The 26,166-nt window shown below is 58.5% G+C and carries 25 protein-coding genes and 1 tRNA gene; 15 read left to right on the top strand and 11 right to left on the bottom strand.

Going from position 1 to position 26,166, the window contains the following annotated elements; all coding sequences use genetic code 11:
- Window positions 1-43: 43 nt before the first annotated feature.
- The gene (locus tag GRX64_RS15590) at window positions 44-430 is read left to right on the top strand and encodes a DoxX family protein (protein WP_166268668.1); all 387 of its coding nucleotides are present in this window, start codon (window positions 44-46) and stop codon (window positions 428-430) included.
- Here GRX64_RS15590 and GRX64_RS15585 read toward each other — a convergent pair.
- The gene (locus tag GRX64_RS15585; protein ID WP_166268667.1) at window positions 427-2,274 is read right to left on the bottom strand and encodes a sensor domain-containing diguanylate cyclase; all 1,848 of its coding nucleotides are present in this window, start codon (window positions 2,272-2,274) and stop codon (window positions 427-429) included. The two genes, GRX64_RS15590 and GRX64_RS15585, sit on opposite strands and share 4 nt — an antisense overlap.
- Window positions 2,275-2,440: 166 nt before the next feature.
- Between GRX64_RS15585 and GRX64_RS15580 the strand changes: the two genes are divergently transcribed.
- Window positions 2,441-2,662, top strand: a complete 222-nt coding sequence (locus tag GRX64_RS15580) for a DUF1653 domain-containing protein (RefSeq protein ID WP_166268666.1) — start codon at window positions 2,441-2,443, stop codon at window positions 2,660-2,662.
- Window positions 2,663-2,952: 290 nt separating this feature from the next.
- On the opposite strand, the gene GRX64_RS15575 is transcribed toward GRX64_RS15580, so the two are convergent.
- Window positions 2,953-3,213, bottom strand: a complete 261-nt coding sequence (locus GRX64_RS15575) for a YheV family putative zinc ribbon protein (protein ID WP_166268665.1) — start codon at window positions 3,211-3,213, stop codon at window positions 2,953-2,955.
- A 70-nt stretch (window positions 3,214-3,283) separates the two neighbouring features.
- Window positions 3,284-5,329, bottom strand: a complete 2,046-nt coding sequence (gene prlC / locus GRX64_RS15570) for an oligopeptidase A (protein ID WP_166268664.1) — start codon at window positions 5,327-5,329, stop codon at window positions 3,284-3,286.
- 151 nt (window positions 5,330-5,480) lie between these two features.
- Here prlC and GRX64_RS15565 point away from each other — a divergent pair, with 151 nt between their 5' ends.
- From GRX64_RS15565 to GRX64_RS15555, 3 genes are all read left to right on the top strand, one after another.
- Window positions 5,481-6,014: a gamma carbonic anhydrase family protein gene (locus GRX64_RS15565; protein ID WP_166268663.1), complete on the top strand. Its 534-nt coding sequence runs from the start codon at window positions 5,481-5,483 to the stop codon at window positions 6,012-6,014.
- Window positions 6,015-6,036: 22 nt separating this feature from the next.
- Window positions 6,037-6,804, top strand: coding sequence for a TerC family protein (locus GRX64_RS15560; RefSeq protein ID WP_166268662.1), 768 nt, complete (start codon window positions 6,037-6,039; stop codon window positions 6,802-6,804).
- A 196-nt stretch (window positions 6,805-7,000) separates the two neighbouring features.
- Entirely contained in the window at window positions 7,001-7,456 is a 456-nt protein-coding gene (locus GRX64_RS15555) for an Hsp20/alpha crystallin family protein (RefSeq protein WP_166268661.1), read from the top strand.
- 25 nt (window positions 7,457-7,481) lie between these two features.
- On the opposite strand, the gene GRX64_RS15550 is transcribed toward GRX64_RS15555, so the two are convergent.
- From GRX64_RS15550 to GRX64_RS15515, 8 genes are all read right to left on the bottom strand, one after another.
- A complete protein-coding gene (locus tag GRX64_RS15550) occupies window positions 7,482-7,799 on the bottom strand; it encodes a PA4642 family protein (RefSeq protein ID WP_166268660.1) in 318 nt (105 codons plus the stop codon).
- 117 nt (window positions 7,800-7,916) lie between these two features.
- Window positions 7,917-8,750 (bottom strand): flagellar motor protein MotB, encoded by an 834-nt coding sequence (locus GRX64_RS15545; protein ID WP_166268659.1) that lies wholly within the window; start codon window positions 8,748-8,750, stop codon window positions 7,917-7,919.
- A gap of 4 nt (window positions 8,751-8,754) precedes the next feature.
- Window positions 8,755-9,528 (bottom strand): MotA/TolQ/ExbB proton channel family protein, encoded by a 774-nt coding sequence (locus GRX64_RS15540; protein ID WP_166268658.1) that lies wholly within the window; start codon window positions 9,526-9,528, stop codon window positions 8,755-8,757.
- Window positions 9,529-9,587: 59 nt separating this feature from the next.
- Window positions 9,588-10,421: a shikimate dehydrogenase gene (gene aroE, locus GRX64_RS15535; RefSeq protein ID WP_166268657.1), complete on the bottom strand. Its 834-nt coding sequence runs from the start codon at window positions 10,419-10,421 to the stop codon at window positions 9,588-9,590.
- The gene (gene hemF, locus GRX64_RS15530) at window positions 10,411-11,337 is read right to left on the bottom strand and encodes an oxygen-dependent coproporphyrinogen oxidase (RefSeq protein ID WP_166268656.1); all 927 of its coding nucleotides are present in this window, start codon (window positions 11,335-11,337) and stop codon (window positions 10,411-10,413) included. Before hemF ends, aroE begins: the two co-directional genes overlap by 11 nt.
- Window positions 11,338-11,347: 10 nt before the next feature.
- The gene (tsaC, locus tag GRX64_RS15525; RefSeq protein WP_166268840.1) at window positions 11,348-11,923 is read right to left on the bottom strand and encodes an L-threonylcarbamoyladenylate synthase type 1 TsaC; all 576 of its coding nucleotides are present in this window, start codon (window positions 11,921-11,923) and stop codon (window positions 11,348-11,350) included.
- A gap of 30 nt (window positions 11,924-11,953) precedes the next feature.
- Window positions 11,954-13,267 (bottom strand): DNA-processing protein DprA, encoded by a 1,314-nt coding sequence (dprA, locus tag GRX64_RS15520; protein WP_166268655.1) that lies wholly within the window; start codon window positions 13,265-13,267, stop codon window positions 11,954-11,956.
- A 139-nt stretch (window positions 13,268-13,406) separates the two neighbouring features.
- The gene (locus GRX64_RS15515) at window positions 13,407-14,426 is read right to left on the bottom strand and encodes a LysM peptidoglycan-binding domain-containing protein (RefSeq protein ID WP_166268654.1); all 1,020 of its coding nucleotides are present in this window, start codon (window positions 14,424-14,426) and stop codon (window positions 13,407-13,409) included.
- A gap of 318 nt (window positions 14,427-14,744) precedes the next feature.
- Between GRX64_RS15515 and def the strand changes: the two genes are divergently transcribed.
- From def to GRX64_RS15465, 10 genes are all read left to right on the top strand, one after another.
- Window positions 14,745-15,248, top strand: a complete 504-nt coding sequence (gene def, locus GRX64_RS15510) for a peptide deformylase (protein WP_166268653.1) — start codon at window positions 14,745-14,747, stop codon at window positions 15,246-15,248.
- Window positions 15,249-15,392: 144 nt separating this feature from the next.
- Complete coding sequence (gene fmt, locus GRX64_RS15505) at window positions 15,393-16,328, top strand: methionyl-tRNA formyltransferase (RefSeq protein WP_166268652.1); 936 nt, start codon at window positions 15,393-15,395, stop codon at window positions 16,326-16,328.
- A gap of 2 nt (window positions 16,329-16,330) precedes the next feature.
- Window positions 16,331-17,632, top strand: coding sequence for a 16S rRNA (cytosine(967)-C(5))-methyltransferase RsmB (rsmB, locus tag GRX64_RS15500; RefSeq protein ID WP_166268651.1), 1,302 nt, complete (start codon window positions 16,331-16,333; stop codon window positions 17,630-17,632).
- Window positions 17,633-17,672: 40 nt separating this feature from the next.
- Window positions 17,673-19,046 (top strand): Trk system potassium transporter TrkA, encoded by a 1,374-nt coding sequence (gene trkA, locus GRX64_RS15495; protein ID WP_166268650.1) that lies wholly within the window; start codon window positions 17,673-17,675, stop codon window positions 19,044-19,046.
- A gap of 17 nt (window positions 19,047-19,063) precedes the next feature.
- A complete protein-coding gene (locus GRX64_RS15490; protein WP_166268649.1) occupies window positions 19,064-20,512 on the top strand; it encodes a TrkH family potassium uptake protein in 1,449 nt (482 codons plus the stop codon).
- 141 nt (window positions 20,513-20,653) lie between these two features.
- The gene (glyQ, locus tag GRX64_RS15485; protein ID WP_166268648.1) at window positions 20,654-21,622 is read left to right on the top strand and encodes a glycine--tRNA ligase subunit alpha; all 969 of its coding nucleotides are present in this window, start codon (window positions 20,654-20,656) and stop codon (window positions 21,620-21,622) included.
- Window positions 21,623-21,624: 2 nt separating this feature from the next.
- Window positions 21,625-23,706 carry a glycine--tRNA ligase subunit beta gene (gene glyS, locus GRX64_RS15480; RefSeq protein WP_166268647.1) on the top strand — a complete coding sequence of 694 codons (2,082 nt, stop codon included), beginning with the start codon at window positions 21,625-21,627 and terminating at the stop codon, window positions 23,704-23,706.
- Window positions 23,707-23,714: 8 nt separating this feature from the next.
- The gene (gene gmhB / locus GRX64_RS15475; RefSeq protein WP_166268646.1) at window positions 23,715-24,254 is read left to right on the top strand and encodes a D-glycero-beta-D-manno-heptose 1,7-bisphosphate 7-phosphatase; all 540 of its coding nucleotides are present in this window, start codon (window positions 23,715-23,717) and stop codon (window positions 24,252-24,254) included.
- 71 nt (window positions 24,255-24,325) lie between these two features.
- Window positions 24,326-24,402: transfer RNA gene (locus GRX64_RS15470), tRNA-Pro, on the top strand.
- Between the two features lie 1,204 nt (window positions 24,403-25,606).
- Entirely contained in the window at window positions 25,607-26,161 is a 555-nt protein-coding gene (locus tag GRX64_RS15465; protein WP_207308820.1) for a DUF6795 domain-containing protein, read from the top strand.
- Window positions 26,162-26,166: the final 5 nt, after the last annotated feature.

Here is a 26,166-nt window from a genome sequence, read left to right as displayed (position 1 = left end):
CTGGAACACACGCCAACCAATGCCTGACAAAAAGGAGACCCCGATGTTGGAAAACGCTGATCTTGGTAAGCTCATCATTCGCTTGACCCTCGGCGGACTCCTGCTGTTTCACGGCATTGCCAAGCTGTTTCATGGCGTCGGCTTTATTGAGGGGCTGTTGGCCGGTCATGGCATTCCCGCTGTGTTTGCCTACGGTGTGTTTGTTGGTGAGGTCATTGCCCCAATCATGATCGTTCTGGGCTACCAAACCCGAATTGGCGCCCTGCTGATTGTCTTCAACATGCTGGTGGCATTGGCACTGGTGCACAGCAATGAACTGATGACGCTGAAAAGTAGCGGCGGTTGGGCACTCGAACTGCAGGGGTTCTTCCTGTTTACAGCTCTCGCGCTGATGTTCCTCGGGCCCGGGCGTTACAAACTGAAAAACTAGCCTCCTGTCTGCGGCGAAACGGTGTCATGGCGGTAAGTCATGACCCGGTTTCTTCCGCTGGCCTTCGCTTCGTACAGTGCCTCATCCGCCCATTGAATGAGCCTGTCCGGCGCCAGGTTAGCGTCGGGAATGAGACTGGCAACACCCACACTGATGTGAAGCTGCACCCGGCGCGTCTGCTCCGGCAGCTCGATGGGCGTGTTAGACACCTTGTCCCGCAAGCGTTCGGCGACTTTCTCGGCACCGTACAACTCCGTGTGCGGCAACAGAACGGCAAATTCCTCACCGCCGTAACGCGCCACCAGGTCGCCTTCCCGACCGACCCCGGTCTCGCACAGGCGGGCCAATTCGACCAGGCAGGCATCACCACTCAGATGCCCCAGTTCATCATTGACCTTCTTGAAGTAATCAATATCCAGGATCAATAAGCTCAACGGCGCGCGTTGACGCACGGCGCGGCGCCACTCGGCCGCCAGCTTCTCATCAAACCGGCGTCGGTTGGCGATCCCCGTGAGCCCATCGGTCAGCGACATAGCCTTCAGGCGCTCATTGGCGAGTGTCAGGGCGTCCGTACGCTCGGCCACGCTCGCCTCCAGGGTCCGGTTGGCCTCATGTTCTATCCGAAGTGCGTCTTCCTGAGCCAGTTGACGGCGTCGCCGCTCAAGGTTGATACGGTAAGCGAGTGCAACCGACAGCAAGATGACTTCAAACACCAACCCTACCTGTGAGCCATATTCAAACAACGGAATACGCGGCAGCAATGCCAACTTGCTCAGGGTCTGGGCGGTGTACCCCAGCAACAGCAACGCCAGCGCAGGCGTGTAAAAGCGAGCGAGAATATCCCCGCGATACCAGTTGAACACACCAATGGCCAGCATCACTGGTGACGCCACAAAGGCCGACACAATCACCATGTATAGGGTCAGGTTGTAAGGGAAAAAAGGAATCATCACACAGTTCAGGGCGCCCACGGCCATGATGATTCGGCACGCCCTCAACGGCCAGCCACCGGTCATGTGCAGACGTAAAAACCGTTGTGTGAAGCCCGACACGGTTATCAGGTTAAGCGCTAGCAGCGTCACCAGCAGCGGGTTGTTCCAAGCCGGTTGGTTTGGCCACAACCACTGAAACGTCAGGCCATGAATACTCAGCAGGCTGAGGCTGTTGGTTACAATGCTGAGCACATACCACAGGTAAGCTGAATCCCGGACCACTAAGAAAATCAGCGTGTTAAACAGTGTTAAGGCGATCATGATACCGGCAAACAGCATCTGCCAGCCGTACGAACCCTGGTCGTCGCGGAGGAATTCGGCGCTGCTGGTGACTTCCACCGGGACCTGCAATGCGCCATCGGTCTGTATCCGCACATAACCGGTCACCGGGCCATCCTCTCGGGGAACCGCAAAGACGAAGTGCCGGTGGTAAATAGGCCGGTCGGTGAACGGCCGCTGATCGCCGGTATGGTAGTCCACAATGACGTTCTGATTAAAAACCCAGTACACGTCCACATGGTCAAGTACCGGGTAGGCGACCTCAAGTACCCGGTTAGCTGCGACCGGTGGAACCGTGACCCGCAGCCAGACCACGTCGCTGGTGAGGCCAAAATTCAGGGTCTGTGACGGATCAAAACGCTGCCAATTCAGGTCCGGCGTCGCCGTTTGAAGCGCCTCAAGGCTGCTGATAGCCGGGTCGGTCATCACCCATTCAATGATCGAAGCAGGAGGTTGACGGGCGGCGCCATGGGCCGGGGTTGCCAGCGTCCAGGCCATCGCCACCAGAGTCAGCAGCCGCCAAACACCCGACAATGTTCGTGGCGAAGAATCGGAGGTATAAAATTGACTCAAAATTCATCCTGTCTTGCTACGATGATTTAAAATACCTGTCGATGACACGGGTGGGCATGTGGGATTGTGCTGTTCAGGCGCTTGTCTGGGAGTATAGTCCTCCAGTGCCGCGTCGTCGCTGGCATCTTTGATACGGTCACACTAGGGAATGGAGCTGGAGAACCCTATGTCAACAACAGTCAAACCCGGGCACTACCGACATTATAAAGGTCAGAAGTATGACGTGATCGGAGTCGCACGGCACAGTGAGACCGAGGAGCCCATGGTGGTTTACCGCTGCCTGTACGGTGATTTCAGTCTTTGGGTTCGCCCTCTCGCTATGTTCTGCGAGACGGTGGAAGTGGCCGGTGAGCAGGTGCCGCGATTTTCGTACCTTGGCAACGAATAAGGTCAACCGGGCTTACGGTTGCCTGCGTCCGTGTATCCCCATCACCCGGCATGGTCCGCCTCAAGCCTGCCCGTACTTGTGAATTGTCTGCCAGCAACACCGGAGTGGTGCCGTCGACTGGTGGGAGAAAGCGGGTGCGTCACTGAGGGGATGCAAAATCCGCCGCGTGCGCGGATCGGTGCGGCCTTTGGGCAGGCCACCTTACGGACACTCTGGCACCGGGGCAGGGGGCGCACGCTCCCGACATCTGGCGTCAATCGGCGCGGTGCATGGATGCCCGGTCAGAACCCTCATTCATCGGTATTGTCTTCGTCGGCCCCGGCCTTGAAAAAAACCACCTGTTTGACCGTATGGTCCTCTTCATTTTTTCGCTTGTTGACCCGAGTCTCGATCTCCGCAGCCGACTCATCCAGTTCGGATTTCTGGTCGCTGAACCCGCACGCGACGCATTCCCGGAACTGACCTTCGTCGTTGGTGAACATCATGATCTTGTCCATCTCCGCACAACGGGGGCATACGGCTCCGGCAATGAAGCGTTTTGGACTGCTCATACACTAACCTCTTGGTGACAACACTGCGGGCACCGCTACTGGCAGTGTGCAGTGCCCACGTATGTTCGGCTCAGGCTGCTTGCGGGGTGATCCCGGTATGCCGAAGCAAGGCATCAACCCTGGGCTCGCGGCCCCGAAACGCCTTAAACAGCTCCATGGGTTCTTGTGAACCGCCCCGTTCCAGAATGTTGTGCAGGAACGCCTTGCCGGTTTCGGGGTCAAAAATGCCCCGTTCCTCGAACAACGAGAACGCATCCGCTGCCAACACTTCCGCCCACTTGTAGCTGTAGTAACCGGCCGCATAACCGCCGGCAAAAATGTGGGAGAAACTGTTCGGGAAGCGGTTGAACGCCGGTGCCTTGACCACCGCAATCTCATCGCGCACCTGACGGTGCATGTCGAGCGGGTTGGTGGGCGCGGTGTCTTCAAACTCAGCGTGCAGGCGGAAGTCGAACAACGAGAATTCAAGCTGTCTGACCATCTGCATGCCCGACTGGAAGTTCTTGGCCGCCAGCAGTTTGTTCAGCATGTCTTCCGGCAACGGCTCCCCGGTTTCATGGTGCTGCGCGATCAACGCCAACGACGCCGGATCCCAGCACCAGTTTTCCAGAAACTGACTGGGTAACTCCACCGCATCCCAGGCCACACCGTTGATACCGGATACCTCGGCAACCTCGACCTGAGTCAGCATGTGGTGCAACCCGTGGCCGAACTCGTGAAACAGTGTGGTTACCTCATCGTGAGTCAGCAATGAGGGCTTCCCGTCCACCGGCGGAGTGAAATTACAGGTCAGAAACGCGACCGGTAATTGCAGGTGGCCCCGCATGTCGCGCCAGCGCACCCGGCAATCCGCCATCCAGGCGCCGCCGCGCTTACCCTGACGGGCAAACAGGTCGAAGTAGAACCAGGCCACCGTCTCATCATCACGCTTGATGCAGTAGGCAGTGACATCCGGATGCCAGGTTTCGACCTCCGGTTGAGCCTCGATCTGAACCCCGAACAGACGCTCAACAACGGCAAACAGGCCAGGCACCACGCGGTCGACCGGGAACCATGGTCGCAGCGCCTCAGGCGAAATATCGTAGCGCTGCTGACTCAGTTTTTCGCTGTAATACCCGATGTCCCACGCTTCCAATTCCTCAACACCATGGGTCTCGCGGGCAAACGCCTGCAAGTCTGCCATGTCCTGCTCGGCAATGGGCTTGGATTTTTTCGCCAGCTCGTTGAGAAAACCGAGCACCTCGTCCTCACTGCGGGCCATCTTGGTGGCCAGCGAGCGCTCGGCGTAGTGTTTGAAACCCAACAGTTGGGCCAGGGCATGACGGCGCTTGAGAATTTCCGCCATGACCGGGGTGTTATCCCAGGTGCCAGCATCCGGGCCCATGTCCGAGGCCCGGGTCACAAAGGCTTCGTAGACGTCACGACGCAACGCACGGTTGTCGCAGTAGGTCATCACCGGGTAAAAGCTGGGGAAGTCCAGGGTAATCAGGTAACCCTCCAGGTCACGCTGCTTTGCCGCCTGGGCGGCACCCGCCAGCGCCGTTTCCGGCAACCCCGCCAGTTCGCTGGCGTCGGTAATATGCCGCTGCCAATGCTGAGTGGCGTCCAGCACGTTGTCGCTGAATCGATTGGAAAGTTCCGCCAGTTCGCGTTTGAGATCGGCGTAGCGGGTTTTTTGCTCCGGGGGCAGGTCCACACCCCCGAGGTGAAAGTCCCTCAGGGTATTGTTAATGGCTTTCTGCTGGGCTTCATCAAGCCCGCTAAAGTCATCGCGGTCCGCCAGTTTTTTGTACGCATTGCACAGCTCGGTGTTCTGGCTCAGCTCAGTGCTGTATTCGGTCAGCTTTTCCAGACAATTTTTGTAAACCGTGCGCAGCTCGTCGCTGTTCATCACGCCATTGAGGTGAGAAATCACCGACCAGGCATTGTTCAGACGATCCTCCAGGCCTTGCATGGGCTGCGCCAGAGTATCCCAGGTGGGGTCCGGCTGACTGGCCAGGTTCTGGATCTGCATACGATTATCGCTGAGAATCTGGTCAATCGCCGACTCCATGTGCTCGGTTCTGACATGGTCAAAGCGTGGCAGAAGCTCGTTGGTCAGCAGCGGATTGTTCATAGGACCCCTTCTCAGTATTTAGGATGTCAGGTAATTTAGAGAATCTCTGGCAAGCGGCCAATCACCTAATATTGATGGGACAGCACCTTGCCAGAAACTCCCTTCGATACATTCAAGGTATCGATTCATGTGCGATACAAGGGTATATGTAATGGCGAATGTTCGATCTCACAAGGGTACCACGCCAAATTTTGGTTCGCGCACCTGGGTTGACCCCAGTGCCGTAATCATTGGCGATGTCATACTCGGGGAGGACTGCTCCGTCTGGCCGATGACGGTGATCCGGGGCGACATGCACCGCATCCGTATCGGGTCTCGGTGCAGTATTCAGGATGGCTCGGTACTCCACATTACCCACGCCAGCGATTTCAATCCCGGTGGCTGGCCACTCACCCTGGGCGACGATGTCACCGTCGGCCACAAAGCCCTGCTCCATGGCTGCACCATCGGCAACCGGGTACTGGTGGGCATGGGCAGTATCATCATGGACGGCGCCGTCGTCGAAGACGACGTTATCGTGGCCGCCGGTTGCCTGGTGCCCCCCGGTAAAACCCTCGAGTCCGGCCACCTCTACGTTGGCAGCCCGTGTAAACAGGCACGCGCCCTGAGCGACGACGAACGCGGGTTTTTCACTTACACTGCGGCCAATTACGTACGCCTCAAAAACGATTATCTTTCAGACTAAACTTACACAGGAAGCTGTCTTCATGGAATGGTTCACGTGGATCAACAACCCGGAAGCCTGGGTCGCCCTGGCGACGCTGATTGCCTTGGAAATCGTGCTCGGCATCGACAACATTATTTTCATCTCCATCCTGGTTGCCCGTTTGTCGGCCCACCAGCGCAATAAAGCCCGCCTGATTGGCCTTGGGCTCGCCATGATCACCCGCGTCATGCTGCTGTTTTCGCTGGCCTGGGTCATGACCCTGACCGCCCCGTTGTTTACGGTTCTGGCGCAGGCGATCTCAGGCCGGGACGTGATCCTGATTCTGGGCGGGCTGTTTCTATTGGGTAAAAGTGTGCATGAGATCCACAACAGTCTGGAGGGCGAGGAGGAACACGGCGGCGCCGGCCGGGCGACCGCCAGCATGGCCGCTATCCTGGCGCAGATTGCGGTTATCGACATTGTCTTCAGTCTGGACTCGGTGATCACCGCCGTCGGCATGGCCGACGATATTGCGGTGATGGTCATCGCGGTGATGGTGGCCGTTGGGGTGATGATGGTGGCGGCCAAACCCATCGGAGAATTCGTCGACGATCACCCCACCATCAAGATGCTGGCCCTGAGTTTTCTGATACTGGTCGGCGTGGCGTTGTTGGGTGAAGGCTTTGATATGCACATTCCGAAAGGCTACATCTATTTCGCCATGGCGTTCTCGTTCGGGGTCGAGATTCTCAATCTGCGCACCCGCAAAAAAGCCGCCGACAAGGTTCACCTGCGTCGAAAATTGGCGGACGACGGGTCCGTTTCATAGCGTCAATGAGGTCGTGGCTAACGCCTGAGTTGTCCACGGCCTCATTTCCCACCCTTGAAATTCTTTTCCGTGGTCCTATTGTCGAGAATAAGCAGAGTTCACGGACAGACCGTCCAGTAGGCGCCACTGAGATGGGACGTTCCGGGAGCGAAGCTGAAATCAAACCATGATCTCAGGTTCGTAGGAGGAATTTCTCATGACCACATTCACACGTTGGAACCCAATCGGCGAATTCGAGGATTTGCTGGATCGCTATAATCGTCAGTTCGGTTTGGCCCGCACGAATGGCGAACGCGAGGGCAGGGACCTTATTCGCCGCAGTGATTGGGCGCCCGCCGTTGATATCCGGGAAGGTAAGGACCTCTTTGTTATCGAAGCGGAATTGCCAGGGCTGACCAAGAAAGACGTGAAGGTGACCGTGCACGAGGGTGTGCTCAGCATTGAGGGCGAACGCCATCAAGTGGAAGCACAATCCGATGAGAAGCTGCATCGGACCGAACGCTTGTATGGCAGCTTCTTGCGCCGCTTTACGTTGCCGGACAATATCGACGAATCCAGCATTCAGGCCCACTTCAAGGACGGTTTGCTGTCACTGTCCCTGAAAAAGGCCGAACCCGTCCAGCCCAAAGCCATCGAGGTCGAAGTTCACTGACCTGATGGCAACCGCGAAGCCGGGTTTACTGCCCGGCTTCTGCGGCCGTCTTTGCACCGGCGGCTTGCAACGCCTTGGCGTATTCCACACTGCGGCGGTGCTGCAGAATATGGTCAAGAATGGTTTCACCGTTTTCGTTGGTGCCATTCAAATCACGCCCGGCGGCGGTAAAGAAACCGATGAAGCGCTCAAAATCCCCCGCTCGCATGGCTTGATATGCCTTGATCAGGACGTGGAAATCCGGATTGATGCGGGCGTCATAAGGGCTGAGAAACAGGAAACCTTTGACCCGCTCATCGCTCCATTCTTCGCCGATTACTTTTGGTTTTTCCGGTCCGCTCATGGTGTCACTCTTAGTCTGCGTGTCATTCAAAGGGGCGACAGTATACCGACCCGACAGCGTTTTGTTTATACGAATTGCCTATGAGGAGCATACCAGAGGTCATAAGCCCAGCGGGGGCTAAGGCAGGATCTCGACCGGTAACTGGCTGCTGGAGGTGGCCGGGTCACAGGCCGGATCACGAATCGCTATCTCGACCCGACGGTTGCGTGACCGGTTCTCAATGCTGTCGTTGGGGACCAGGGGGTTGGTCTCAGCGCGACCGGCCGCCGTCACCCGATCGGCCGATACCTGACGGTTCAGCACCAGTTCATGGACCACAGACACGGCGCGGGCGGCCGACAGATCCCAGTTGGACCGGTAGCGGCTGCTCACGATCGGCCGGTCATCGGTATAGCCCGCCACCATCACCTCACCGGTGCAACTGGCCAACACGCTCACGACGCGTTCAATAATCGGGATCATGCCGTCTTTGATGGTGGCCTGGCCAGACCTGAAAGTGGCGCCTTCGGAAAACCGGATCACCACCTTCTCGGTATCGTAATTAACGGTCAGCGCATCGGCGGCAACCTCCGGCTCCAACTCGCTGATCAACCGGGAAGCAAGATCGACGATCCCTCCGGGCACTTCCGTAGGTGCATCCAACTCGCTGCGCTCATCAATGAATTCCGGTACTTCAACCGTCGCCGGCGAGGGTTCGGGCAGTGACACCGTGTCGCTTTCAATCAGGGTAATAGGTGACCCACCGAGGCTTGGATCCAGTACGTTGCTGCTACCGAACGCCACCGCCATCGAGCCGGCCATGGCACGGTATTTCTCAATATCCATCTCGGCAAAAGACAATAACAGTATAAAAAAGGTCAGCAGCAACGTGGCCAGATCGGCAAACGTCACAATCCACGCCGGCGTGCCGTTTCCCGCTTTCCGACGACGGGGCGGTCGGAGTGCGGCCACCCGCTTATACCTCCCGCTCTCCGGCCAGCGCTGCCCGCTGGTCCGGAGTGACGAACGACGACAACAACTCGGTCATGACCCGTGGATTCTGCCCCTGCATGATGTTCTGGATGCTGGTCGCCACCAACAAACGATTGCGCTGTTCGTCTTCCGCTTTCAATTGCAGTTTGTCCGCCAGGGGCAGCGCAATTAACTGGGCGATGAATGCGCCATACAGGGTGGTCAGCAGCGCAATCGCCATTGCAGGACCGATCGAAGCAGGGTCGTCCAGGGTGTTCAGCATCTGGACCAGCCCCACCAACGTGCCCAGCATGCCGATGGCCGGCGCCGACTCACCGATGCCGCGGAACACTCGTTCGGCGACTTCGTAGCGTTCCATGGTTTGCTGGATATCCTGGGCCATGGCCTCCTCAATAAGTTCCGGAGGATGGCCGTCAACACACAGGTTGATGCCCTTTTGCAGGAACGCGTTCTTGGTCAGGTGGCTTTCGAGCCCCAGAATCCCCTCTTTGCGAACCAACCGCGCCAGGGCGCTGACTTCCTGAATCAATCGGGTAGGGCTTTCCATACGGTCGGTAAAGGCGGTGGCGAAGGCGAGGCGAAAAGCCCCCAACACCGAAGGCAGGCGAAACTTCACCAGGGTCACCGCAAACGTGCCGCCCAGCACGATCGCCAACCCGGGCAGGTTGAGGAACGTTAACAGCGAGGCATTGGCCAGCATCGCCAGTATTACGATGACCACACCAGCGACTAACCCGACCAGGGTCAATATATCCATGGGTAAGCCTTACCTCTCAACGGGAAACATCCGCTAAAGCGTAGCCTATGTGAGCTAAATCAGCCCACCGTATCTCGCAACGCTGCCATCACCGGCGCCGTATCGGGCCGCACGCCACGCCACGCCTGGAAGGATTCAGCGGCCTGCTCAATCAGCATACCAAAACCGTCCAGGGCCCGGGCCGCGCCCGCCTCCAGAGCCCAGCGGTTGAACGCCGTCAACGTCGGCGCATACATCATGTCGTACACCGTGGTGTCCGGGCCAACAACCGCCGGGGCAATGGGCGGTACGTCACCCTGCAAGCTCGCACTGGTGCCATTGATAATCAAATCAAATGCGCTGTCCGGACCGTCAAACCCGCAACCTGTAAGTTCAGTGTCAGCTCGGTCTGCCGCAAACAGATCCGCCAAGGCCTGAGCTTTCGCAGCGGTGCGGTTGGCAATCACCACGGCCGCAGGCCGCTCCGCCAGCAACGGCCCCAATACACCCCGCACCGCACCCCCGGCACCCAGTACCAGAATACGCTGGCCCGCCAACGGGAGCTGATGATTATGCCGCAAGTCCCGGACCAGTCCGGCACCGTCGGTGTTGTCCGCCGTCAGCACGCCTTCGCTGTCCAGATAGAGCGTATTGGCCGCGCCCGCCTTCTCGGCGCGCCAGGTGCGTCGGGCCGCCATTCGCCACGCCTGCTCCTTGAAGGGCACGGTGACATTGAGGCCTCGCCCACCCTGACTGAAAAAGGTCGTAACCGTGCTCTCGAACCCGTCCAACGGCGCCTGAATGGCCGTGTACTCCACCGCCTCGCCGGTCTGCTCGGCGAACAGGCTGTGAATGCGGGGAGATTTGCTGTGGCTGATCGGGTGGCCCACCACGGCGTAGATATCATTCGCCATGGTCTGCCTCCAGCCAATCGCGGGCGGTCAGGAAGTGTTCCGTTAGCCGGGCCTCTTCGCTGCCCGGTTCAGGCGCCCGGTTGTAGTCCCAGCGCACCAGCGGCGGCAGTGACATCAGAATCGACTCGGTGCGGCCGCCGGACTGCAAACCGAATAACGTGCCGCGGTCATACACCAGGTTGAACTCGACGTAGCGCCCACGCCGGTAAAGTTGGAAATCCCGCTCCCGGTCACCGTAAGGGTGGTCCTTGCGGCGCATCACAATGGGTTCATAGGCCTCAATAAAACTGCTGCCTACCGCCCGCATCAGGGCAAAATCCCGATCAAAGTCGCCACTGTTGTGATCATCAAAAAACAACCCTCCGATACCCCGGGGCTCTTCCCGATGGCGAAGGTAAAAATACTCGTCACACCAACGTTTGTAATCCCGATACACCTGCTCACCAAACGGGTCACAGGCATTTTTGGCGGTCTTGTGCCAGTGCGCGCAATCGGCATCAAACCCATAGTAGGGCGTCAGGTCGTAGCCACCGCCAAACCACCAGACCGGCTCACTGTCCGGGGGGGTCGCCACGAAAAAACGCACATTGGCGTGCGCGGTCGGCGCGTAAGGGTTCGTTGGGTGCATCACCAACGATACCCCCATGGCTTGCCAGGGCGCCCCCGCCAAGTGCGGCCGGTGGGCGGTTGCCGACGGCGGCATGGTGGCCCCCATGACATGCGAGTAGTTGACGCCGCCTTTTTCGAACACCGCGCCATCCGTGATCACACAACTGATGCCCCCACCACCTTCGGGCCGGGTCCAGGATTCCTTTTCAAACGTCTTACGCTGATCCACTGCGGATAGACGCTCACAGATCGTGTCCTGCAGGGTCAGTAAATACTGACGAACCGCTTCGATGTCGGGTAATGCCATTGGAAATCTCCTAACGAAGCCAGCGGCCGGTGGCAATATCGACGATCTGGCTGGGTTTATTCTGTCCGCCCAACGCCCCGGCAATCAACTGGTCGATGCCGGCGCCAAAATACCCGCGCACCTGCCACGGATGACGAGCCGGCTGGCGGCCGGCAGGGTTGCAGGAAGTGGAGACCAGTGGGTGTCCCACCGCATCACACAACGCCTGCACCAGCGGGTGGGCACTGACCCGTACGGCAATGGACGAATGGGCGCCGCGGACTTGGGCCGGTATCTGGCCTGCCACGTCTGGCAGCAGGCAGGTCACCGGTCCGGGCCAGTACTGTATAGCCTGGTTGCGTTGGGCGTCATTGAGCGGGGTCAATAAAAACTGAATTTGTTGCACGGAGGCGGCCACCAGAATCAAGCCCTTATGCTCGGGACGCTGCTTCAGCGCCAGCAGCCGCTCCACTGCCGCCGGGTTCCAGGGATCACAGCCCAAGCCCCAGACCCCTTCGGTGGGGTAAGCAATCACACCTCCGGCCTTGATCGTGTGCCGGAGCTGGCGCTGGCGCCAAGGAGATAAAACGGTTGTCGTACGGTTCATCGGCTCATCATTTTCGTTGAGTTGCATGGTTCAGACAGCCCTCAAAAAGCCCCCGGGAGCGGAATCCACCAGGCCTTCGACCTCAAGCAGCAGTAGGGATTGCATCAATTGATCGGCGGGCAGGCCGGTCAATACACACAGCGCATCCGTCGAAACCGGATCATACCCTAATGCCTTTAGGACCGCGATTTCGCGATCATCGAGATGGGTTGACAGGCGTTGATCCGGGTCCGTACTGGCCGGCCCCGGGACCGTTACTGCCGCGGCTTCACCCGATCCCGGCCCGATCCCGCCCGACGCCGGAGACCTCGGGAACACACGCGCGCTGAACCCGTGTTTCGGCGGGTCCTTCAGAGTTTGTTTAACCGGCGAATTGGGGGCATTCTCGGTCCGGTCGTGGGACCACCAGGCTGTAAGCTCCTCTTCGATATCCTGCACCGACTCAACCAGCTTGGCGCCCTGGCGAATCAATTGATGACAGCCACGCGCCAGCGGGTTGTGAATCGACCCGGGAATGGCAAACACTTCACGCCCCTGCTCCAGTGCCAGTCGGGCGGTAATCAGTGACCCGCTTTTCGGACTGGCCTCAACCACCAGCACCCCGCGACTCAAGCCACTGATGATCCGGTTACGCTGGGGAAAGTAGGCGGCTTTGGGCGGCGTCCCCGGTGGCAGGTCAGACACAATGGCGCCGTGGTCCGCGATCCGAGCGGTGAGGGCACCGTGTTGTCTCGGGTAAATCACATCCACCCCGGTGCCAATGACCGCCACGGTCGGGTAGCCCGCATCCAGCGCGCCAGCGTGCGCCGCGCCGTCGATGCCGAGCGCCAGCCCACTGGTCACCAGATAACCCTGCTGGCTCAGTGCGGCGGCGAAGTGGCGGGCATGATCCAGCCCCCCACGAGTGGCGTTTCGACTCCCAACCATGCCGAGTTGCGGACGGTTGAGCAAGCCCGAGTCACCCTTCACATAGAGTGCAAGTGGGGCGTCGTGGATCACCCGCAAGGCATCCGGATACGTGGCACACCCCCAGGTCACCAACTCAATGGCGTCACGCCGACATTGCTGCCAGATGCTCGCCACCCGGGCCAGTCCGGCATGGCATGCATCACGAGCTTGCCACGCGGCAATCATGTCACACGTCGCCGGGTCCAGATTCAGGGCTTTGAGTGTGGCGTAGCCTATGCTCAGCAGCTCTTGGGGCGAGTCCAGATGGTCACGTACCGCCTGCCAACGCCGCACGCCCATCCGGGGCAGTCGGGAGAGCACCAGCCAGGGCGCCTGCGGGTCGTCAAACAATGAGGCAACAGCAGGAACGCTGTCGATGGATTCGGGTCGGGGCATGATCTGTCCTTTGATCGTCGGGGGCCATCCTGGCGTTCGACCGGTCGGGGCCGGTCATAAAAAAGCGGCAGCCGGTGACCCGACTACCGCTTATTCTGTTGCTTGCAAAGCCTCACTCACCGCCGCTGGGGGCAAACGCTCAGGGGTTGCGTACCTGGTCACCAATGGTCAGTGGCCGGGATGCTTTCAGCACCAAGCCGTAGCTGAGCTTTTCATAGGTCTGAAAGACCATCAACAGACCCGCCCGTTCGGCGGGCAACTCGATGGTCTCACCCGTCACCGGATCGCGGACCAGGTTGCCACTGCGGAACACCGCCAGCACATTGCCCACATCCAGACCTTCACGGGTACCGCGGTTGATCACCACCACATCGTACTGGCCGATCTGAGTGACACCGCCATCGACCGAAATCATCTCACCTTCAACGTCGTTTTCCGGTGCGCTTGGGGTGAACGTGGTATTGATAGCACGGTCTTCGCTCACCAGCAGGCGGTCGCCAATGCGGACTTCCTCGCTTGAACGCTTGAGCAGGACGGTCAGTACCTCGCCACTGTCAGCGGTCACATCACCTTGGGCAATGGCACGGGCTTCAAGACCGAGAAACTCATTGGTCTCGGGGTCCGTGTACACGTTGCTGCGACGGAACACACCCACTTTATTGGCAGGTTTGTCACCCCGGGCGTAGATCTTGTCGCCGGCCCCGGTCACGATACGGCCGTCTTCACCCTCCAAGACATAAGGGGCACCTTCCAGCAGTTCCGCGGTCACAATACGGGTATCCGTCAGGAAGCTGCTGATGGCATCCAGAGGGATCGCAGGAATGGGCGTATCAATAGGTTGCGAGCGCACCTGCGGGGACAGTTTCACGACCCCGTTACTGGCCACCTTGGTGATTCGTTGCTTACCACCGATATAGACCAGCGCCAGTTCATCGCCGGGATAAATCAAATGGGGGTTACTGACCTGGGGGTTCACGTGCCAGATTTCCGGCCAATACCAGGGATTGTTCAGAAACCGGGATGAAATATCCCAAAGCGTGTCACCTTTTACGACGGTGTACCGCTCGGGGTGGTCGGACCGGAATTCAGGGCCGGCCGCCTGCGCCCAGGTAGTTATCAGCAGCATAGTTGCCGCCAGAGCGTACAGCAGTTTCCTCATTGTCTAAGTCCTTGATCGCGTGCCTTTATCGTACGGTTCTGTCTCTGCATCCAGACCGTTTAAACGGAATTATTACTCTACTATAGAAGAAGTCTGGCAAATTGTGATGTTATCTTTTGTTCTTCCAGTAAATTCTATCTATAACTGCTCAGTTTGTACTCAATGGCCAAGATAAGGGATAATAGAAGTATAGCGTTGAGAACTCACTTGAATATTTTTCTCTCGTCCCGACCATCATAGTTACGACGCAGGGAAAATGCGCAGTACACCGTCGCATTTCAGTGATGATACCGAAACCCGATTAAGACCAGATGAGCCATGATTTTAGACATTCTTGAATTCCCGGATCCCAGGTTGCGCACCGTCGCCAAGCCGGTAGAAACGGTAACGGACGATATCCTCAAGCTCGTCGACGATATGTTTGAGACCTTGTACGATGCGCCGGGCATTGGCCTGGCCGCCACGCAGGTGAACGTGCACAAACAGGTGATCGTTATCGATTTGTCGGAAGACCGTAGCGAACAACTGGTGCTGATCAACCCGGAAGTGGAAGTACTGGCCGGCGACTATCAGGAAATGCAGGAAGGTTGTCTGTCTGTCCCGGGTTTCTACGAGGAGGTCACGCGCATTGACCACGTTCGCCTCAAGGCTCTGGGGCTGGACGGCGTACCCTACGAGCGAGAAGTCACCGGCTTGCTTGCGGTGTGCATCCAGCACGAGATGGACCACCTCAAAGGCAAGCTGTTTGTTGACTATCTCAGCCCGCTGAAACGGACCCGTATCCGAAAGAAGCTGGAAAAGCAGCACAAGATTCGCGCCTGACGCCGATTCAACACGGTATTCAAACAACGAGTCTCAGACCGGGCGGACGCCCGGTCTTTTCGTATCCGGCCACAGCGACCAACACGGGGTTTACCCATCTTTACAGGCGCAACCGACTCAATCATTCAGACAGGATCCACGACCGTGCGCATTGTTTTTGCCGGAACGCCCGACTTCGCTGCCACCGCTTTGCAGGCATTGCTTGCGCATAACCACCAGATTGTCGGGGTCTACTCGCAACCGGACCGGCCTTCGGGTCGCGGACGCAAATTAAGCCCCAGCCCGGTCAAACAAGTCGCGCTGCAAGCTAACCTGCCTGTGTTTCAACCCGAAGGACTGAAGTCAGACGAGGCCCAGGCCGAACTGGCGGCATTACAGCCAGACCTCATGATTGTCGCCGCCTATGGCCTGATCCTGCCGCGAGCGGTGCTGGACATACCACGCCTGGGTTGCCTGAACATCCATGCCTCCCTGTTGCCACGCTGGCGCGGGGCCGCCCCGATCCAACGTGCGATTGCCGCCGGAGACGCCGAAACCGGCATTACCATCATGCAAATGGCTGAAGGTCTCGATACCGGTGACATGCTGGTCAAAATAGCCACGCCAATCTGGCCCGATGATACCGGCGGCCGTCTTCATGACCGGCTGTCTGACCTTGGCGGTGATGCCATCCTGCAAGCCTTGGCGGGTCTGGAGGCAGGTGCGTTGAGCCCAGAACCGCAAGATGACGGCCTGGCCTGCTACGCCCACAAGCTCACCAAAGTGGACGGGCACATCGACTGGTCCCGGTCGGCAACCGATATTGACCGCCAGATTCGAGCCTTTCACCCCTGGCCCGGCACTTACGCCGACCTCGGAGAGGACCGCCTCCGTATCCATCAGGCCTCCGTGCTTGCCGACACCAGTGGCAAGCTGCCTGGCACCGTCATCGCCCGGGCACGCCAAGGCATCGATATTGCCTGCGGTGAGGGCAGCCTGCGAATTGAACAACTCCAACTGCCGGGGAGTCGTGCGCAGTCGGTCAGCGATCTGATCAATGGCGGTAAGCCATTACTCATGCCTGGCCAGGAGTTACGTTGAGTATGACGCACGTTGATCTTCCCGTTCGCGCCCTGGCCGCCGAGATTTTGCTGGCGGTTGAGAATGGTCAGTCACTGTCTCAGTGCCTGCCGCCTCGCCTGGCCGGCGTGGCCCCAAGCGAACGCCCGGAATTGCAGGCCCTGTGCTATGGCACCTGTCGCTGGTTTCACCGTCTCGATGCGGAATTGCAGCAACGGATGAAAAAACCGCTGCGCAAGCCCGACCGCGTGGTGCACCATCTGATGCTGGTGGCGTTGTTTCAGTTGCGTCACAGCCAACACGCTCACTACGCCATCCTGAACGAAACGGTCGAGGCCTGCCGGGCACTCGACAAACCGCACCTGACCGGCCTGGTCAACGGCGTATTGCGAGCCGCCGAGCGGGAAGGCGAGCCGGCAGTGTCCGGCCCCGCTGCCCAATACAGCCATCCCGACTGGATGGTGGAGAAGCTTCGCCACAACTGGCCCGATACCTGGCAACAGATACTAACGGCGAACAACGCGCAAGCGCCCATGACCCTGCGGGTGAATGCCAGCCAGATCAGCCGTGACGACTATCTGCAGTGGTTGCAGGACGCCGGCCTGGAGGCCACGCCGACCCGTTATGCTCCCTACGGTATTCAGCTCACCAAACCCTGCGGTGTAGACCGGTTGCCGGGTTTCGCCGATGGTGCGGTAAGTGTTCAGGATGAAGCCGCCCAACTCTGCACCACGCTGCTGGACCTGGCCCCGGGGCAGCATGTGCTGGATGCCTGCGCCGCCCCGGGCGGGAAAACCTGTGCCATTCTGGAGCAGTGCCCGGACCTGGCGGCGGTGACGGCGATTGACCAGTCTGCCGATCGGTTGCCCAGGGTGCAGGAGAACCTTGACCGGCTGGGACTTTACGCCACACTGAAAGAGGCCGACGCCGCCGATACCTCACAGTGGTGGGACCGGACACCGTTTGATCGTATTCTGGCCGATGTGCCCTGCAGTGCCAGTGGCGTTATCCGCCGCCATCCGGACATTAAACTGTTGCGCCGGGAGGCCGATATCACGCCCTTGGCAGGATTGCAGCTGAGCATTCTGTCGGCGCTGTGGCAAACCCTGAAACCGGGTGGGCGACTGGTGTATGCCACCTGCTCTGTCTTCCCCCAGGAGAATCACCGTATAATCCAGCGGTTTCTCAAACAACAGGCCGATGCCCGCCTGTTGGAACCGGTGCTCAGTTGGGGCATCGATACCGGTTTTGGCCGGCAGCTGCTGCCGGACGCCGAATCTCACGACGGCTTTTTCTATGCGTGCCTTGAGCGTGTAGACGAATGAAGGGATCGATCATGTTCTCGTCCAATCAGGTAGTTGCGACATGAAAATCATCATTCTCGGTGCCGGCCAGGTCGGCGGCACGCTGGCGGAAAATCTCGCCAACGAAGCCAACGACATCACCATCATCGACAGCGACGGTGTTCGCCTGAGGGAACTTCAGGACCGGCTCGATATTCGCACGGTCCAGGGCCGGGGCTCTTACCCAACGGTGCTGCGACAGGCCGGTGCGGAAGATGCGGACATGCTGATCGCGGTCACCAACAGCGATGAGACCAATATGGTCGCTTGTCAGGTCGCCTACTCGCTGTTTAAAACCCCCACCAAAATCAGCAGGGTGCGTGCCAACGCTTATCTCGCCCGCAAAGAGCTGTTCGGATCCGGTGGTTTTCCAGTCGACGTACTGATCAGTCCTGAGCAAGTAGTCACCCAACACATTACCCGGCTGATCGAATACCCCGGCGCCTTGCAGGTACTCGAGTTTTCCAAGGGTATGGTGCGGCTGGTGGCCATTCGCGCCACCAAGGGCGGGCCACTGGTCGGTCACGAACTGTCATTCCTGCGCTCCCACATGCCCAAGACCGAAACTCGGGTGGCTGCGATCTTCCGCAAGGACAGGCCCATTATTCCCCAGGGCGACACCGTGATCGAGGACGGTGACGAAGTCTTCTTTATCGCTGGGGCCGACCACATCCGTTCGGTCATGAGCGAGCTGCAACCACTGGAAAAACCTTACAAACGGGTGTTTATCTGCGGCGGCGGCAACATCGGCCAGCGACTGGCACACCGTTTGGAAGGCCGCTTCCAGGTCAAATTGATTGAGCGCAACCGGGAACGCTGCGTGATGCTCTCGGAGAGTCTGCGCAAAACCATCGTGCTGGAAGGCAACGCCGCCAACAAAGACATCCTGCTGGAAGAAAACATCGAAAGTACCGATGTCTTTTGCGCCGTCACCAACGACGACGAAGCCAACATCATGGCGTCCCTGCTGGCGAAACGGCTGGGCGCCCGGAAAGTCCTGACCCTGATCAACAACCCCGACTACGTGGACCTGATTCAGGGGGGCGAGATTGATGTCGCGATTTCACCCCAGCAGACCACCATCGGTAGTCTACTGACCCACGTGCGCAAGGGTGACGTAGTCAATGTTCACTCCCTGCGCCGGGGCGCCGCTGAGGCGATCGAGGCGATCGCCCACGGCGATCATCGCTCCTCAAAAGTGGTCGGCAAGCGGTTGGATGAGATCACCTTGCCGGAAGGCACCACCATCGGGGCCATTGTCCGGCATAACGAAGTATTGATTGCCCATGACCACATCCGGGTCCAACCCGATGACCATGTGATTCTGTTCCTGGTGGACAAGTCCCGAATCCGGGAAGTTGAACGGTTGTTCCAGGTCGGATTGACCTTCTTTTGATCAGGGCTGTCTGATTCATGCGCTTGCCGGTCATCGCCAAAATATTGGGTATTCTGATGATGCTGTTCAGCATCACCATGCTGCCGCCCCTGGGCATCTCATTGCTGTTCGACGACGGCCAGTGGCTGCGGTTTCTTGACGCCCTCGGCATCGTCGCGGTCAGTGGTCTGATTGTCTGGTTGCCCTTTCGCAACGTGGCCGGCGACTTACGGGTACGGGACGGCTTCCTGGTCACCACGTTGTTCTGGGTGGTGCTCAGTATGGCGGGCTCGATTCCGTTCTATCTAAGCAACAACGCCCCCTATACCTTTGTGGATTCGCTGTTTGAAGCAGTCTCCGGCCTGACCACCACCGGTGCCACCGTCATCACCGGTATCGACTCGCTGCCGGAATCCATCCTCTGGTATCGCCAGCAGCTGCAGTGGCTGGGTGGCATGGGCATCATCGTATTGGCGGTGGCGATCCTGCCCATGCTGGGCATCGGGGGGATGCAGCTGTACCGGGCGGAAGTGCCCGGCCCCGTCAAGGACAACAAACTCACACCCCGCATTGCCGAGACCGCGAAAGCGCTCTGGTACATCTACGTTGCCCTGACCCTGGTGTGTGCCTCGGCCTACTGGCTTGCCGGCATGAGTTGGTTCGACGCCATCGGACACAGTTTTTCCACGGTCGCCATCGGGGGGTTTTCCACCCACGACGCCAGTATTGGGTATTTCGACAACGCCGCCATTGAGATGATTGCGGTCGTCTTCATGTTTCTCAGCGGCGCCAACTTCGCCCTGCATTTCATGGCCTTCCGCCAACGCAATCCGCTGCTGTACTGGCAGGACCCGGAATTCCGCTTTTACGTCGCGGCGCTGTCGACGGTCAGCATCATCACCATAACGATCCTGGTGGTCACCTCCACGCTCGATCCGTTCACCGCCATCACCAAGGGCATGTTCCAGGTTGTCTCCATTGCCACAACCACCGGGTTCGTGACCTCCGACTTTTCCCAGTGGCCCAGTATGCTGCCGTTCCTGCTGTTCATCATGGCATTTATGGGGGGGTGCGCAGCCTCCACGGGAGGCGGCATGAAGGTGGTCCGGATCCTGCTGATCTACCGCCAGGGCTCCCGGGAAATCAAGCGCCTGCTGCACCCGAACGCGGTCATCCCGGTCAAGCTGGGTAACCGGCCGGTTTCTGATCGGGTGCTGCAGGCGGTGTGGGGATTTTTCTCCGTGTATATGGTGATGTTCCTGCTGATGCTGTTGATCCTGCTGGCGACCGGGCTTGATCAGGTCACCGCCTGGACCGCCGTCGGCTCCGCCATCAACAATCTCGGCCCCGGCTTGGGGGAGGTCACCTACCATTACGGCGATCTGAACGACGTAGCCAAATGGGTGCTGTGCTTTGCCATGCTGCTGGGCCGGCTGGAAGTCTTTACCCTACTGGTTTTGCTGACCCCGGCGTTCTGGCGTCGCTGATATCTGCGCCACACCCCACAGAAAAAACCACAGACTTAGAAATAGCGAGTCGAGCAGCGTATAATACCCGCCTTTCGAGGCGCGGCCGCCAAATCGCCGCGCGACACACAGACAGCTCAGCAGGCAATCGTTGTGACAGACATGGCAACAATCGATGCAAGTAAGGACATACACACCTTTCAGGGTCTGATCCTGGCTCTGCAGAAGTTCTGGGCGCAGCATGGCTGCGTGGTGCTTCAACCCCTGGATATGGAAGTCGGCGCCGGTACCTTTCACCCCGCCACGTTTTTGCGCGCCATTGGCCCGGAAACCTGGAACGCCGCCTATGTCCAGCCCAGCCGTCGTCCCACCGATGGCCGTTACGGCGACAATCCCAACCGCCTGCAACACTATTACCAGTTCCAGGTGGTGTTGAAACCGTCACCGGACAATATCCAGGAACTGTATCTGGACTCACTCAAGGCCTTGGGTCTGGACCCGCTGGTTCACGACATCCGCTTTGTGGAAGACAACTGGGAATCACCCACCCTGGGCGCCTGGGGTCTGGGATGGGAAATCTGGCTGAACGGCATGGAAGTCACCCAGTTCACGTACTTTCAGCAAGTGGGCGGCATTGAGTGCTACCCGGTTACCGGCGAGCTGACCTACGGCCTCGAGCGCATTGCCATGTACCTGCAGGGCGTCGACAGCGTCTACGATCTGGTCTGGACCGAAGGTCCGGACGGCGTGGTCACGTACGGCGACGTGTTTCACCAGCAGGAAGTGGAAATGTCGACCTACAACTTCGAGCAGGCCGACACCGACTTCCTGTTCCACAGTTTTGATGTCCATGAGCGTGAGAGCAAGCGCCTGATTGAGTCCGGTTTGGCATTGCCTGCCTATGAGCAGGTGCTCAAGGCGTCCCACACGTTCAACATGCTGGACGCCCGGCACGCGATTTCAGTGACCGAGCGCCAGCGCTTTATTCTCCGCGTCCGGACGTTGGCCCGCGCCGTAGCTCAGGCTTATTTCGACAGCCGTCAGGCCTTGGGCTTTCCGATGGCACCGGCTGCCCTGCGCCAGGAAATGCTGGCGAAGGCTGAATCCGAACTCGAGAAAGGAAACGCTTAATCATGGCAACACAGGATTTTCTGGTCGAGCTGGGCACTGAAGAACTGCCACCCAAGGCCTTGAAAACACTCTCCGAGGCCTTCACCCGTGGCATCACGCAGGGTCTGACCAACGCCGGCATTAAATATGGCAAGGTCGAAGCCTTTGCCGCGCCCCGACGCTTGGCGGTACGTATTCGTAAACTCGCGGACGCGCAGCCTGACAAGGCCGTTGAACGTCGTGGCCCGGCGGTGAAGGCCGCCTTTGACGATGCCGGCAATCCGACCCGCGCCCTGACCGGTTTCGCCACCTCACAGGGCGTGACCCCGGACCAGCTCGATACCATGGAAACCGACAAAGGCGCCTGGGTCGTGTACCGCACGGTCGAGCAGGGCAAGCCGACGGTGGATTTGCTGCCCGACCTGATTGAACAGTCCCTGGCGGCGCTGCCCATTCCCAAGCGCATGCGCTGGGGTGCCCACAAAACCGAATTCGTGCGGCCCGTACACTGGGTGCTGCTGCTGCTTGGCAACAAGATCATCGACGCCCCCATTATGGGCCTGACGCCCGGCAACAAGACTCGCGGCCATCGCTTCCATTGCCCGAAATCGTTGATCATCCCAACCCCCAACGACTACGAAGTCGTATTGAAGAAAGAAGGGTGGGTGATTGCCGACTTTGCCGAACGTCGCGAGAAAATCCGGGCCGGAGTTACCGCCATCGCCCAGCAGCAGGGCCAGGGCAACGCCGTTATTGATGACGATCTGTTGGACGAAGTGACCTCGCTGAATGAATGGCCGGTGCCATTGCTCGGCCGCTTTGAAGAGCGCTTCCTCAAAGTACCGGCGGAGGCGTTGATCTCCTCCATGAAGGAGCATCAGAAGTACTTTCACGTGGTGGACGGCGACGACCGCATGCTGCCGCTGTTCATCACGGTGGCCAACCTGGAAAGCAAAGACCCGGCTCAGGTCATTGCCGGTAATGAGAAAGTGATTCGTCCCCGCCTGTCGGATGCCGCCTTCTTTTATGAGACCGACCTGAAAACACCACTGGCCGACCGGATAGAACGCCTGAAACCTATCGTATTCCAGGACAAGCTCGGCAGCCTGCACGACAAATCGGTCCGCGTCGCCGCGCTGGCGAAACGCATCGCCGATGCCATTGGCAGCGATCCGGCATTGGCTGAGCGCGCCGCCATGTTGGCCAAAACCGACCTGGTCACCGAAATGGTGCTGGAATTTACCGACCTGCAGGGCATTATGGGCCAGTACTACGCCCACCATGACGACGAGCACAACGATGTCGCCCAGGCCCTGAACGAGCAGTATCTGCCGCGCTTTGCCGGCGACCAGCTGCCCGCAACCCTGACCGGCTGTGCGGTGGCCATCGCTGACCGCCTGGACTCACTGGTCGGGCTGTTCGGCATCAACCAGCCACCGTCCGGAACCCGCGACCCATTCGCCCTGCGCCGGGCGTCGCTGGGGGTGCTGCGCATCATCATTGAACGCCAGTTGCCGTTGGATCTGCAGGCTTGCTGCGAGTGGGCGGCGGAAAACTTCCATCAGCTCACGGCCAACGAGCCAGCCTCTGCGGTGGTGGATTACATGCTCGAGCGTTTCCGGGCACATTACGACGAGCAGGGCATTGGTGCCGAAGTGTATCTTGCCGTGCACGCACGCCGGCCGACCAAGCCCCTCGATTTTGACCAGCGTGTCAAAGCAGTCGAGGCCTTCCGCAAAATGCCGGAAGCCCAGGCCCTGGCGGCGGCGAACAAGCGGGTGTCCAACATCCTGACCAAACAGGGTGGGGAACAGGTCGGCGAAACCGTCGACCCGAGCCTGCTGCAGGACAGGGCGGAAAAGGCCCTGGCCAGCACGGTGAGTGAGCAATCGGACGCGGTGCTGCCGCTGTTCGAGAAAGGCGATTACAGTGCCGCCCTAGCGTCACTGGCAACCCTGCGGCAGCCGGTGGATCACTTCTTTGAAGAAGTCATGGTGATGGCCGACGACGATGCCATACGAAACAACCGGCTGGCGCTGTTGAACCAGCTCCGGAACCTGTTCCTGCGCGTCGCGGACATTTCCCTGCTGCCGGCCGCCGGCTGACCCCCGCCATGCTGATCATTCTGGACCGGGACGGGGTCATCAACGCGTATGACGGCCACTACATCTGCTCCGTGGATGAATGGCACCCGTTGCCCGGCAGCATCGACGCCATTGCCCGCCTCTGCCAGGCCGGGCACCGGGTCGCCATCGCCACCAACCAGTCCGGCATTGCCCGGGGCCTGTACGATGTGCCCGACCTCGACGCCATGCATCAACGGCTGAACGCGTTGGTGTCGGCGATCGGTGGTCGGATCGATTTTATCGCCTACTGTCCGCACCACCCGGACGATGGATGCGACTGCCGCAAACCCAAGCCCGGGTTGTTGTACGCCATCCAGCAGGCCCTGGCTCTGCCGTCGCTGGCGGGCAGTCTGATGGTGGGGGACAGCCGCAAGGATCTGGAAGCGGGCCTGGCGGGCGGCTGCAACGTGGCCCTGGTGCGTACCGGCAATGGCCGGGACACCGAGACCCATTTGCTCAAACGCCCGCTGGCCGGCGTCAGGGTCTTCGACGATCTGGCCGCCCTGGTCGACGACCTCATCGCGTAAGCGATGCGCTCAGGCCCTGGGGGTTGAGAGGCTGGCATTCAGTACTATGATCAGTATAATACCGACCACATCGGCGTATGGCGCAGCCTGGTAGCGCACTTCGTTCGGGACGAAGGGGTCGCAGGTTCGAATCCTGCTACGCCGACCAGCTTTCTCTCCCTGTTTACGCCGCCTTCCGTGTATTTCTTTGAGTCCGGATTTATTTTATACCGTGGTTGCGCGATGACAGAGTCACGGCCTTCATACCTAAACAGAAAAAAAACACCGTGGTTATTCACACTTACCGGCCTGACCTGCGCGTCAGCGATCGGACCACATGATCAATTGCCCGCGCCGAGGTTTTCCCTCATCATTGATACCTAGTGAATCCTCCCCACAGACGAAAGTCCTCACTCTACTTTTTCCTTGTAGCCTCGGGTGAAAGCCTCATTTAAGAATCGATAATACGGTCTTTGTAACCCCACATTTCGATGTAACCTGGCCTTTGGTGTGCTTTAAAGTGCTGGCCTGTACTGGTCGTATTTTCAATCTCTTTGAAGTGACTTTCCACAAGGATGGTCTGGAACAACGGCGCCTGCAGCCGACGCGCATTCACAGCTACGTCACAACGGCACTTCTTTTCGTAGTTGAAATGGTTCATGGAACAGGACCCGTTATTGCCTTGGTTGCAACCCAGCTTTCCTGTCAGGCGGAAACATTGGCCTATCGGTCTTACTCGATAAATACATCGGGTATGGGATTGACCAATGCTTTGATGAGGACCGGGGATCATTCAATAGCAGAAGGGATCCTCTGACTTGAGTCGTTGGGTTGGGCGTTGCGTGACGCCGTCCACCACTGATTACAAACAATAAACCTGTACACTTATCTCCCATTAATCTGTTATTCACCGGTTTCCAACACAAACGGTTCGCCATTTGACCGGCCATGGCAAACATCTCTATCTGAGACTGCGCTGTTATCATGTCCGTCGCGAAAAGAAGGCCCATGGAAACCGGTGTCCGATCATTTTGGACACACCGTTGTCCAAAAAAAAAGAACAGGGTAGTGAACCCTTCTGCCACTCAGATTCCTGGAGCATGGCTATCGGCAACCAGGGAGCAATGGTAGTTTTTGGTTGACGCCGTGTGTCACTGTCACGTAATTTTCAGTCTCAGGGTTTCAACCACAGCAACCGGATTTGCTGTTACCCAACACCATAAAGGACAGGGAAAATGTTCTCATCCGCGATATATCGTATTGCCAGAACACTCCAATTCTCAGAGCTCAATCTGCGGGCCAACGTTCCATCGTCAACACACTACATTCGGTTGCGTTGATGCTAGTCACTGCGTGCTCTAACTGGGATCAACATGCGCATCAAAATGAAGTCATACGTTCAAACGTCCAAGTCTTCACGGCGATCCGCCGCTGCATTGTTGATGTTCTTATATTCCTTACTACTTACGAACCAGGTTACAGCCGGCATGTTTGGTTTCTTTGAATTTCATGATGTGCATTTGTCTCCCGAAATAGAGGGCATAGTTACGTTGAAAGGGCACCCCCTTTCAAATGTCGTGATCACGCGCGAACTCACTTATGGAAAAGAGTATCTGGATAAAACAGTCACAGACGTAGAAGGGAGGTTTTCAATGCCTGCCGTTAATATTCGCTCCCAGATACCCGGCAAGCCGCTAGATGAAACACGCAATCGACAGGTCATCGTGGCAGAACACGAGGGCAAAAAATACGTATTGTGGTATGCCGTGACTGACAGCATCAAACCCGAGATAAGCGTCGTCGAAAAACTGGAGTATATGAACTGCGAACTGTCAAAGTCCGAAAAACTACAGCACTTTACCAAACAGGAAAATCCCTCTTTTACCCACAATATTCATAGCGTCTGTCGCTGGGATGGCAACGACTAACTCAA

It is taken from the genome of Marinobacter caseinilyticus, assembly GCF_011074955.1.
Taxonomy (GTDB): Bacteria; Pseudomonadota; Gammaproteobacteria; order Pseudomonadales; family Oleiphilaceae; genus Marinobacter; species Marinobacter caseinilyticus.
This window is presented reverse-complemented; position numbering and strand designations above follow the sequence as displayed.